Origin of the sequence: Streptomyces sp. NPDC007162 (genome assembly GCF_040634175.1) — a bacterium.
GTDB lineage: Bacteria > Actinomycetota > Actinomycetes > Streptomycetales > Streptomycetaceae > Streptomyces.
Genome location: NZ_JBEYFC010000285.1, coordinates 1 through 11,356 on the forward strand (window position 1 = coordinate 1; position 11,356 = coordinate 11,356).

An 11,356-nucleotide genomic window follows, 5' to 3' on the forward strand; every position below is an offset into this window, starting at 1 on the left:
GCGGGTTCTCCCAGATGACCGTCGCGCCCATGCCGAAGCCGACGCACATGGTGGTCAGGCCGTAGCGGACGTGCGGCTGCTCCTCGAACTGGCGGGCCAGCTGCGTCATCAGACGCACGCCCGAGGAGGCCAGCGGGTGACCGAAGGCGATGGCGCCGCCGTACTGGTTGACGCGCTCGTCGTCGTCCGCGATGCCGTAGTGGTCGAGGAAGGCCAGCACCTGCACGGCGAAGGCCTCGTTGATCTCGAACAGGCCGATGTCGGAGATGGACAGCCCCGCCTGCGCGAGGGCCTTCTCGGTCGCCGGGATCGGGCCGTAGCCCATGACCTCGGGCTCCACGCCCGCGAAGGAGTACGCCACGAGACGCATCTTCACCGGCAGGTTGTTCTCGCGGGCGAAGTCCTCGGAGGCGATCAGCGAGGCGGTCGCGCCGTCGTTCAGACCGGCCGCGTTGCCGGCGGTGACCCGCCCGTGCACCCGGAACGGCGTCTTGAGGCCGGAGAGGTTCTCCAGGGTGGTCCCCGGGCGCATCGGCTCGTCGGCGGTCACGAGACCCCAACCGGTCTCGCCGCCCTCCGGGTTGGTCCGGCGCACCGAGATCGGCACCAGGTCGGCCTGGATCTTGCCGTTGGCGTACGCCTTGGCGGCCTTCTCCTGCGAACGCACCGCGTACTCGTCGGCGCGCAGCTTGGTGATCCCCGGGTAGCGGTCGTGCAGGTTCTCCGCGGTCATACCCATGAACAGCGCCGACTCGTCCACCAGCTTCTCGCTGACGAACCGCGGGTTCGGGTCCACGCCCTCGCCCATCGGGTGGCGGCCCATGTGCTCGACACCGCCGGCGATGGCGACGTCGTACGCGCCGAAGGCGACGGAACCGGCGACCGTGGTGACGGCGGTCAGGGCGCCGGCGCACATGCGGTCGATGGAGTAGCCGGGCACGGACTGCGGCAGACCCGCGAGGATCCCCGCGGTACGGCCGATGGTCAGACCCTGGTCGCCGATCTGCGTGGTCGCGGCGATGGCGACCTCGTCGATCTTCTTGGTGTCCAGGCCGGGGTTGCGGCGCAGCAGCTCCCGGATCGCCTTCACGACGAGGTCGTCGGCACGGGTCTCGTGGTAGATGCCCTTCGGGCCCGCCTTGCCGAACGGGGTACGGACGCCGTCGACGAAGACGACATCCCTGACGGTACGAGGCACGATGGCTCTCCTCCAGATGCGGGTCTGCACTGCTGCGGCCGCGCTGAGCGCGCGCTCAGCCCCATGCTACTTATCAGTAACGTGACTGCCCACCCCAAACGACGGGAGCGGCGAAGGTCACATGGACGGACCCTGCCGAGGGGGCGCAGTGGACCCTCGCGGCGTCAGTACCGGAGTGGCCACCGCATGCGAGCCACCGTCCCCGAACAGCGTCCGCGCCACCTCCGCCCCGAACCCGTGCACGTCATGACTCATCGCCGACAGCGTCGGATGCGTCAGCCGGCACAACTGCGAGTCGTCCCACGCCAGCAACGAGACGTCCCCCGGCACCGACAACCCCATCTCGGCGGCCACCGACAACCCCGCCACCGCCATGATGTCGTTGTCGTACATGATCGCCGTCGGCCGGTCGCCCGCCGCCGCACTCAGCAGCGACCGGGTCGCCCGTGCCCCGGCGTCCCCCGAGTAGTCGGTCGTCACCTGCGCCGCCCCCGCCAGCCCCGACGCCGACGAGGCCGCGGCGAACGCGGCGGCCCGTATCTCCGTGTGCCCCAGCGCGGCCGCGCCCCCCACCCGGGCGATCCGCCGGTGCCCCAGAGCCGCCAGATACCGCACGGCCTCGGCCACGGCCTCCCCGTCCTCCGTCCACACCGACGTCAGCCCGCCGGTCAGCGAGGGATGCCCCACCGCCACCACCGGCAGCCCCAGCCGCCGCGCCACCTCCACCCGGGGATCGTCCGCCCGGAAGTCGACGAGGATCGCCCCGCCGATGTGCCTCCCCTTCCACCAGGAGTCCAGCAGCCCGGCCTCCTCCTCCACGCTCCGCACCAGCCGGAGCAGCAGGGAGCAGGAGCGCTCGGAGAGTACGCTCTCCACCCCCGAGACGAACTCCATGTAGAAGGGTTCGAGCCCCAGCATCCGTGCCGGCCGGCAGATGGCGAGCCCCACCACGTCCACCCGTGCCCCGGCCAGCGACCGCGCCGTGGTGTCCGGCGCCCACCCCAGGTCCCGTGCCGCCGCGAAGATCCGGTCCCGGGTCGCCGCCGCCAGGCCCGGCTTGTGGTTGAAGGCCAGCGACACGGCCCCCTTGGACACGCCGGCCCGCGCGGCGACGTCCTTGATGGTGACGCGGGATGCTGTCATCGGGAGGGCTCCACGCAGTACAGGGCGGCCCGGGCGGCGGCCACGTCCGGAGTCTTCCAGCCGGTCACCCCGATCGTGACCCGTTCGCCGGGAAGCAGGGTGACCAGCCCGCGGTCGGCACGCGCGGCCGGGTCCAGCCGGTCCGCCTGGAGCAGCAGATCCCGTACCAGGGTACGAGCCGTCACCGTGACCGCCCCCGGCGCCAGGGCGACCTCGAACTCCGGCTCGGGGTAAGGGATCTCACGGTCGGGCACCGGGAAATACCACGCCCGCAGCCTGCCTGCCGCCCCGCCGTCGGCATCGGCCACGAGGAACTCCTTCGCCCCGTCCGGCCGCAGCTCCCGGGGCACCTCCACGACCGCCACCGCCCGCGCGCCGGCCACCACCGCCACCTCCGCACCCCCGACGACCGCCCCCTCCACGGTCATCCGGCGCAGCGCCAGCCGGCCACGCCACGCCTGCGCCGACTGGTTGACCAGCGCCGACACCAGCCCGCCTGCCCGCACCTGGAGCGACAGCAGCCGGTCCGCGTACAGCCGCCGCAGCTCGTGCCAGAGCGGCTTCTCCCGGCCGTCCCCGTCGATCGCGGCCCAGGACGTCACCGGCCAGCAGTCGTTGAGCTGCCAGACGACCGTGCCCGCGCACACCGGCCAGTGCGAGCGCCAGTGCTCGATCCCGGCGGCCACCGCACGCGCCTGGTTGACCTGCGTGAGGTAGTGCCAGCGGTCGAAGTCGGCCGCCGGGAAGACGAAGTGGCGCTCCAGGCCGCGCCGCAGCTTCCCGTTCCCGTCGTCCGCCTTCTGGTGGTGCAGCACGCCGGGGGAGTCCGCCGCGAGCACCTCACCGGGCAGCGCCCGGCGCAGCGTGGCGTACGCGGGCGGTGCCTGCCAGCCGAACTCCGCCACGAACCGCGGCACTTCCCGCCGGTAGTCGTCGTAGTCGGCCCGGTTCCACACCTCCCAGGAGTGGTGCGTACCGTGCGCCGGATCGTTCGGGTGCCGCTCCCACGACCCGGACCAGGGGCTGCCCGCCGTGTACGGCCGCGTCGGGTCCGACTCGGCCACCACCCGCGGCAGCAGCCCCAGGTAGTACCCCTCGCCCCAGGACTCCCCGGCCAGCCGCTCCTCCCAGCCCCAGTCCCGGAACCCCCACAGGTTCTCGTTGTTGCCGTTCCACAGCGCCAGCGAGGGGTGCGGCATCAGCCGTACGACGTTCTCCCGGGCCTCCGCCTCCACCTCGCCGCGCAGCGGCTGCTCCTCCGGATAGGCCGCGCACGCGAACGGGAAGTCCTGCCAGACCAGCAGCCCCAACTCGTCGCAGGCGTCGTAGAAGTCCTCGCTCTCGTAGATGCCCCCGCCCCAGACCCGCACCAGATCCACCCCCGCGGCGGCGGCCCGGCCGAGCCGCTCCCGGTACCGGTCCCTGGTCACCCGCGACGGGAACACGTCGTCCGGGATCCAGTTGACGCCCCGCGCGAACATCCGCTCCCCGTTGACCGCGAACGTGAACCCGGTGCCGTGCCCGTCGGGCCGCCGGTCCAGCTCCACGGTCCGGAAGCCCACCCGCCGCCGCCAGGAGTCGGCCACCCCGCCCTGCTGCACCAGCGACAACTCGACCTCGTACAAAGGCTGTTCACCGTAGCCGCGTGGCCACCACAGTCGTACGTCCGGCACCTGCACCCGGACCGTCCCGCTCGCTCCCTCGACCGGGGCACGCGCCGTGCGGCCGCCGACCCGCACCTCGATCCCGAGGCCGGCCCCGGCCCCGGTGCGCTCGACGTCGACGGACAACTCGACGACGCCCACGCCCGCCTCGACGGTCACCACCGGGCGCACCCGTCGGATCCGGGCCGCCGACCAGTGCTCCAGCCGCGCCGGCCGCCAGATTCCGGCCGTCACCAGCGTCGGCCCCCAGTCCCAGCCGAAGGAGCAGGCCATCTTCCGGATGTACTGGTAGGGCTCGGCATAGGCGGCGGGCCGTCCGCCCAGGCGGTCGCGGACCGCGGCCGCCTCGGTGTACGCGGAGGCGAACCGCACCGCGAGCCGTCCCCGCAGCCCGGTCACGTCGAAGCGGTACGACCGGTGCATGTTCCTGGTGCGGCCCAGGAGCCGGCCGTCCAGGGTGATCTCGGCGGCGGTGTCGAGGCCGTCGAAGACGAGGTCGGTCCGCTCGTGCTCCGACCGCGCGTCCAGCGTGGTGGTGTACGTCCACGCCCGTCGGCCGACCCAGGCCACCTCGGTCTCGTTCCGCCCGAGAAAGGGATCCGGGATCACCCCGGCGGCGAGCAGGTCGGTGTGCACGCACCCCGGCACCGCCGCCGGCAGCGCGTGCCCCTCGTACTCCAGGACCCATCCCTCGCCGAACGGCGTGACCTCCAGCATGCGCACTCCCTAAACCGGTCTACTCCAGCACTGGGCGTACTTTCCGCATCCTTGGCGGGATTGGGACTTTACCGGTTGAGGAAAGCGCTGTCAGAGTGCCGAATCAGCCAACCGTCGCACGTGCTCGTCCGTCCCCCGAACGGAGCTGATGCACATGAACCGCCGTAAGCTCGCCGTCCTCGCCACCGGAACCGCGTTCCTCCTCGCCGCCTGTACCGGTACGGGCGGCTCGACGAAAGGCGCGGACGCCAAGGCGCCGGACGATCCCTCGAAGGTGACCGGGACCATCACGGTCCTCACCCAGCGGACCGACCTCAAGCAGGACGGCACGCTGGACCGGTACGCGGCCGAGTTCAACAAGGTCTATCCGAAGGTGAAGGTCGAGTTCCAGGCGTTGACCGACTACGAGTCCGAGGTCAAGATCCGGATGAACACCGAGAACTACGGTGACGTCCTGATGATCCCCGGGGTCATCAAGAAGAGCGACTACCCGAAGTTCTTCGCCTCGCTCGGCAGCCAGTCGGAACTCTCCAAGAAGTACCGGTTCACCGGCAACACCACGGTCGACGGCAAGGTCTACGGCCAGAGCCCGATCGGTGTGATGCCGGGCTTCGTCTACAACAAGCGGGTCTGGAAGCAGGCCGGGGTGACCCGGTGGCCCACCAGCCCGGCCGAGTTCGTCGCCGACCTCAAGGCGGTCAAGGCGCGGACCGGCGCGACCCCGTACTACACCAACTACGCCGCCCAGTGGCCCCTGACGTCCTGGACGTTCGTCAACGGCTCGGTGCACTGCGACCCGCAGGCCACCACGAAGCTCGCCCAGGGCGACCCCTGGGCGAAGGGGGCCGACCTGCGGGTGGGCGACACCCTGTTGTACGACGTGGTCCACGACGGCCTGGCCGAGAAGGACCCGACCACCACCAACTGGGAGGCGTCCAAAGCCCAGTTGGCGAAGGGAAAGATCGCCACCGAATGGCTGGGCACCTGGGCGATCGTGCAGTTCCAGGACGCGGCGAGGAAGGCCGGCGTCGACCCCGGCGACATCGGCTTCATGCCCTTCCCGGCACAGCCGGACGGCAGGTTCTGCGGCACCGTCGGCCCCGACTACAACCAGGCCGTCAACGTCCACTCCGCGCACAAGGCCGCGGCCCGCGCCTGGATCGACTGGTTCACCGACAAGTCCGGCTACGACAAGGACAACCTGGCGATCTCCCCGCTGAAGGACGCGCCCCTGCCCGCGGTCCTCAAGCCGTACGAGGACGCCGGTGTGAAGCTGATCGAGCTGGACGACACGGCCGGTGCCAGGGTCAAGCTCATCGACTCCGCCTCCGAGGTCGGCATCAACGCTCCCGACTACCGTCAGAAGCTCGTCGACCTGGCCCGCGGTGCCCGCGGCGGCACCCTGGACGGCTTCCTCGGCGACCTCGGCAGGAAGTGGACCGCGGCGGAGAAGACGGCGGGGACGTCATGACGTTCTCGCGGCGCCTCACCCCCTGGCTCTTCCTCCTCGCCCCGCTCGCCCTGCTGATCACCTTCACCTACGCGCCCCTCGTGAACATGCTGGCGTACAGCTTCACCGACTGGGACGGCGTCAGTCCCGAGCTCCACTACACGGGCGCGCACAACTACGCGGAGATCTTCACCCGCCCCGACCTCTTCGAGGTCTTCCTGGTGAGCGGGTACTACCTGGTGGCCTCGGCGGTGCAGATCGTCGCGGCGCTGTACTTCGCGACGGTCCTCAGCTTCGACGTCCGCTTCCGGAACTTCTTCAAGGGCGTGCTGTTCTTCCCGTCCCTGATCAACGGGGTCGCGATCGGTTTCGTCTTCCTCTACTTCTTCCAGGACGGCGGCACCCTCGACTCCGTGCTCGCCCTGTTCGGCGTCCACACCGACCACGCCTGGCTCGGCACCCCGGTGTCGGCGAACACCTCCCTGGCCGGCGTGTCGGTCTGGCGGTACCTGGGGCTGAACTTCGTGCTCTTCCTCGGCGCCATCCAGTCGATACCGGGGGAGCTGTACGAGGCGGCCGAACTGGACGGGGCGGGCCGCTGGCAGCAGTTCCGCCACATCATCGCGCCGGGCATCAGACCGGTCGTCACCCTCACCGTGATCCTCTCCGTGTCCGGCTCGCTCTCGGTGTTCGAGGTGCCGTACATCATGACCGGCGGCGCGACCGGCACGGAGACCTTCGTGACGCAGACCGTGAAACTCGCCTTCCAGTACAACAAGACGGGGCTCGCCTCGGCCGCCGCGGTCGTCCTGCTGCTGATCGTCCTGGCGGTGACCTGGCTGCAACGGCGCCTGGTCCCCGACGACAGGGTGGACCTCGTATGACCCGCCGGCGAGCGGCGCGAGCCCTGGTCCACCTCTCCCTGGTGACGGCGGCGATCGTCGTCCTGCTCCCGCTCACCGTGGTCCTGCTGACGTCCCTGAAGTCGGCGGACGAAATGGCGGACGGCAGCGGGGCGTTGACCCTCCCCGCGAACCTGCTGAACTTCCACAACTACGTGACGGCGTTCCAGGACGGCGGCATGCTGCGCGCCTTCGGCAACACGCTCTTCATCGTCGTCTTCTCGATCGGCGGGACGGTGCTCATCGGCTCGATGACGGCGTACGCGATCGACCGCTTCACGTTCCGTTTCAAGAAACCGGTCGTGGCCCTCTTCCTGCTGGCCGCGCTGGTTCCCGGAGTGACCACCCAGGTGGCCACCTTCCAGATCGTCAACAGCTTCGGCCTCTTCGACACCCGCTGGGCGCCGATCGCCCTCTACATGGGCACGGACATCGTCTCGGTCTACATCTTCCTGCAGTTCGTCCGCTCGATCCCGATCTCCCTGGACGAAGCGGCCCGCCTGGACGGCGCGAACGCGTTCACGATCTACCTGCGCATCATTCTTCCGCTGCTGAAACCGGCGATCGCGACCGTCGTCATCGTGAAGGGCATCGCCGTCTACAACGACTTCTACATCCCGTTCCTCTACATGCCGTCGCAGAACCTTGGCGTGATCTCGACCTCCCTGTTCCGCTTCCGGGGGCCCTACGGAGCGCACTGGGAAATCATCTCGGCGGGCGCGATCCTGGTGATCCTGCCCACCCTGGTCGTCTTCCTCTGCCTGCAACGCTTCATCTACAACGGCTTCATGCGGGGCGCCACGAGATGAGCCGCCCGGGCGGGGACGGGCGGTTCCTCGCGCCGTACGCCCAGCTCCAGGATGCGGGCGTTCTGCGCCACCGAGGGCGGCACGTCGGCGGGGCGGGCGGTTGCGGGCGGTGGCCATTCGGTCATGGACTGTCCTGGGAAGAGAGGGAGTTGTGGGGTTGCCCCGGCGGCGAGCGAGTCCACCAGCAGCGGCTCGTCGTCGGTCCCGAGGGCGAACCGGGTGGTGGCCGGGCCGCAGACCACGCCGAGCGCGTCGAGCACCCGGGCCGTGCGGTGCGCGAGGAGCTGCGCCGTGCGGCGCGCGGCAGGCCGCGCCGGGTCGCCGCCCGCGGCGAGCGGTCCGGTACGGACCGGTCGGCCGTGACCGGTGCGGACGGTCGCCCGCACCGCGGTGACGACGTGCTCGGGACGGCCGTCAGGGCCCGGCCGGGTGACGGTGCAGACCGTGAACCGGCGGGGCGGGGGCCGCTCGGTCAGGACCAGGTCCGGGCTGCCGGAGTACCGGACGGCAGCGTGCCGCACGGCCTGCCACGCGGCGGTGATCTGGAGCGCGTCCGCGCACTCCAGCGGCTCGACCGGAGTTCCGGCTGTCGCCGGCGCGAGCAGATAGCCGGGCAGGGGACAGGTCCGCACCCAGGCCAACGCGTCGGCGGGACTCGTCGTACGGACGCCCCGCAGGGCGGGTATCCCCACCCGGGACAGCCGGGCCGCCTGTGCTCCGCGGTCGTACCGCAGCGGGGACGAGGCCGGATCCGCCCCGGGGAGGCCGAGCTGCCAGGCGATCCGCTCGGCCGGCTCGATCCCCCCGGCACCGGCCGCGACGACGGCCGACACCCCCAGGGCCCGCAACGCCTTGACCGTCTGCCGTACCCCGCGGTGCACGACCGTGCCGGTGTACCCGGCGGCCACCGTGGCGTTCCGGTACGCCGGCGGCCGCAGCCGGGGCTCCGGTACGACGGCGACCGTCCGCCAGCCGTGCCGGGCGAACGCGAGCGGATACCCGCTCCCGGCGTCGTACGGGGCGATCACCGCCGCGGTGCCGGCGGTGTCGGAGACGCTCATCGCAGTGCTCTCCTGGCCTTGTTGAGACCGAACGGTCCCATCTTTTTCCTCCGTTCTCACCTGCGAAAACGGTGTAATTTCGGTACTGCTCCACTGTGTTCGGTGCCAGAAGGGACCGATCGGTCCCTTCTGGCGTCGCCAAGTCTGGAACGCAGGTGCAGTGGCGTCAAGCAGGCGTCGGCCGTGGGCCCGTCCGTCTGGTATTCCTTCTGGTATTCCTTGGCCCGGGAATCGGTGGAGCCATCCGGGAGAGTGCATGAGCAACCCGCACAGGCCGCGACGTCGGCAACAGCGCGCCCTCGACACCAGGCAGCGCATCCTCGACACGGCCGGCGCGCTGTTCGTCGCGGAGAGCTATGAAGGAGCCTCGGTCAGCGACCTGATCACGGCGGCGCGGACCAGCAAGGGAGCTTTCTACCGGCACTTCCCCGGCGGGAAGCTCGACGTGGCGAGCGCCATCATGAAGGACACGCTGAGCATGGACGGGCTGCGGGAGCAGCGGCTCAAGCTCCAGGAAGTGGTCGACATCGGCATGATCCTGGCGCACCGGATCTCCCACGAGAGCGCACTGCAGGCCGCGCTGATGCTCTCGTTCCACAGCAGCGCGCCGGAGACCTACGGGACCCCGTGGCCCGACTGGATCGTCTTCAACACCGGTCAGCTCACCGAGGCCCGGCGGCGCGGCGAGCTGAAACCCTTCGTCGACGTGGCGGAGCAGGCCCACCAGCTCGCGGGGAACTGGGCCGGGGTGGTGCTGATCTCGAACACCCTCGACCGGCACCTGGGGAACGTGGAGGAGCGGGTCTCGCGCATGTACCGCAACCTGGTGACCGCGATCGCGGTCCCGGAGGTACTGCCGGAGATGGACTTCTCGGTGGCACGGGGCAAACACCTCTACACGGCGTTCCTCGAAGCCACCCCCGACCCGGAACCGGAAGCCACCCCCGACGGGGACCCGGACCCGGAAGGCGACCGCGGTCCTGAGCGGGAAGGCGGTCCCTCGCAGGGCCCGGACGCTGCTCCCGGGTCACGCGCCCCGGAGCCGGAAGCGGCTCAGGGGCTGACCGGTCGGCACACCTAGGCGGTCAGCGCCGTCACCAGTGCCGGCGTCACCTGCTCGACCTGCCACGGTCGCGCCCCGTACCCCTCCAGCGCGGCCCCGACCGACTCCGCGTCCACCACCCGCGGCGGTTCCCAGCAGAGCCGCCGCACGGTGTCCGGCGTGATCAGGTTCTCCTGCGGCATGTTGAGCTGCTCGGCCAGTGCCGACACCGCGGCGCGCGCCGCGGACAACCGGGCCGCCGCGACGGGGTCCTTGTCGGCCCACGCCCGTGGCGGGGGCGGCCCCGTGACCGGCTGACCCGGCTGCGGCAGCGCGGCGTCCGGCAGCGCCTTGGCACGGTCCACCGCGGTCTGCCACTGCTCCAGCTGGCGCCGGCCCATCCGGTGCCCGAACCCGTTCAGCCCGGCGAGGGCGTGCACGTTCGGCGGGAGGCCGAGCGCCGCCTCCACGATCGCCGCGTCACTGAGCACCTTGCCCGGCGACACGTCCCGCTTCTGTGCGATCCGGTCCCGCATCTCCCACAGCTCCCGCACCACGGCCAGCTGTCGGCGCCGTCGCACCTTGTGCATCCCGGACGTCCGGCGCCAGGGGTCCTTCCGGGGCTCGGCCGGCGGCGCGGCCGCGATCGCGTCGAACTCCTGCCGGGCCCACTCCAGCTTCCCCTGCCGGTCCAGCTCCTTCTCCAGGGCGTCCCGCAGGTCGACCAGCAGTTCGACGTCGAGTGCCGCGTACCGCAGCCACGGCTCGGGCAGCGGGCGGGTCGACCAGTCGACGGCGGAGTGGCCCTTCTCCAGCACGAACCCGAGGACGCCCTCGACCATCGCGCCGAGCCCGACCCGGGGGAACCCGGCGAGCCGGCCGGCCAGCTCGGTGTCGAACAGGCTGCCGGGCAGCATGCCTATCTCACGCAGACAGGGCAGGTCCTGGGTGGCCGCGTGCAGCACCCACTCGACCCCGGACAGCGCCTCCCCGAGACCGGAGAGGTCGGGGCAGGCGACCGGGTCGATCAGCGCGGTCCCGGCGCCCTCGCGGCGGAGCTGGACCAGGTAGGCGCGCTGCCCGTAGCGGTAGCCGGACGCCCGCTCGGCGTCGACGGCGACGGGACCGGAACCCGCGGCGAACGCGGCGACCACGCGCGCGAGCGCGGCCTCGTCCGCGACCACGGGCGGAATGCCCTCGCGCGGCTCCAGCAGAGGGATCGGCGCCCCCGTCGCAGAAGACTCGGCGTCGTCCGGGGGAGTGCCCCCGGTGGTGCGCAGTGAACTGTCTGCTGCGGTGTCTTGGGCGTCGGTCACCTGTCAAGGGTATCTGTGTGTGGACGGCGCCCGTCGACGGAACGTTCCGTCGAC

The 11,356-nt window shown here is 71.2% G+C and carries 9 protein-coding genes; 4 read left to right on the plus strand and 5 right to left on the minus strand.

The genetic code is table 11. The features are described 5' to 3' along the window. The 3 genes from ABZ646_RS28315 to ABZ646_RS28325 all read right to left on the minus strand — a co-directional run. On the minus strand, positions 1 to 1,198 hold a 1,198-nt coding region (locus tag ABZ646_RS28315; RefSeq protein ID WP_360524658.1), incomplete at its 3' end, for an acetyl-CoA C-acyltransferase. Positions 1,199 to 1,315: 117 nt separating this feature from the next. Beyond that, positions 1,316 to 2,341: a LacI family DNA-binding transcriptional regulator gene (locus tag ABZ646_RS28320; protein ID WP_360524661.1), complete on the minus strand. Its 1,026-nt coding sequence runs from the start codon at positions 2,339 to 2,341 to the stop codon at positions 1,316 to 1,318. Continuing rightward, positions 2,338 to 4,722, minus strand: coding sequence for a glycoside hydrolase family 2 protein (locus ABZ646_RS28325; protein ID WP_360524664.1), 2,385 nt, complete (start codon positions 4,720 to 4,722; stop codon positions 2,338 to 2,340). The genes ABZ646_RS28320 and ABZ646_RS28325 overlap by 4 nt, the downstream gene beginning before the upstream one ends. 154 nt (positions 4,723 to 4,876) lie before the next feature. Between ABZ646_RS28325 and ABZ646_RS28330 the strand changes: the two genes are divergently transcribed. From ABZ646_RS28330 to ABZ646_RS28340, 3 genes are read left to right on the plus strand one after another with little or no spacing between them, the layout of a single operon-like run. After that, positions 4,877 to 6,193 carry an ABC transporter substrate-binding protein gene (locus ABZ646_RS28330; RefSeq protein ID WP_360524667.1) on the plus strand — a complete coding sequence of 439 codons (1,317 nt, stop codon included), beginning with the start codon at positions 4,877 to 4,879 and terminating at the stop codon, positions 6,191 to 6,193. After that, positions 6,190 to 7,056 (plus strand): sugar ABC transporter permease, encoded by an 867-nt coding sequence (locus ABZ646_RS28335; RefSeq protein ID WP_360524670.1) that lies wholly within the window; start codon positions 6,190 to 6,192, stop codon positions 7,054 to 7,056. Before ABZ646_RS28330 ends, ABZ646_RS28335 begins: the two co-directional genes overlap by 4 nt. Further along, complete coding sequence (locus ABZ646_RS28340; protein WP_360524673.1) at positions 7,053 to 7,883, plus strand: carbohydrate ABC transporter permease; 831 nt, start codon at positions 7,053 to 7,055, stop codon at positions 7,881 to 7,883. The genes ABZ646_RS28335 and ABZ646_RS28340 overlap by 4 nt, the downstream gene beginning before the upstream one ends. Here ABZ646_RS28340 and ABZ646_RS28345 read toward each other — a convergent pair. Next, positions 7,850 to 8,944: a hypothetical protein gene (locus ABZ646_RS28345; protein ID WP_360524676.1), complete on the minus strand. Its 1,095-nt coding sequence runs from the start codon at positions 8,942 to 8,944 to the stop codon at positions 7,850 to 7,852. The genes ABZ646_RS28340 and ABZ646_RS28345 overlap by 34 nt on opposite strands. Before the next feature lie 256 nt (positions 8,945 to 9,200). Between ABZ646_RS28345 and ABZ646_RS28350 the strand changes: the two genes are divergently transcribed. Further along, entirely contained in the window at positions 9,201 to 10,025 is an 825-nt protein-coding gene (locus ABZ646_RS28350) for a TetR/AcrR family transcriptional regulator (protein WP_360524679.1), read from the plus strand. Here the strand turns inward: ABZ646_RS28350 and ABZ646_RS28355 are convergent. Further along, on the minus strand, positions 10,022 to 11,302 hold the full coding sequence (locus tag ABZ646_RS28355) for a ribonuclease D (RefSeq protein WP_360524682.1): 1,281 nt from the start codon (positions 11,300 to 11,302) through the stop codon (positions 10,022 to 10,024). The two genes, ABZ646_RS28350 and ABZ646_RS28355, sit on opposite strands and share 4 nt — an antisense overlap. Positions 11,303 to 11,356 lie beyond the last annotated feature (54 nt).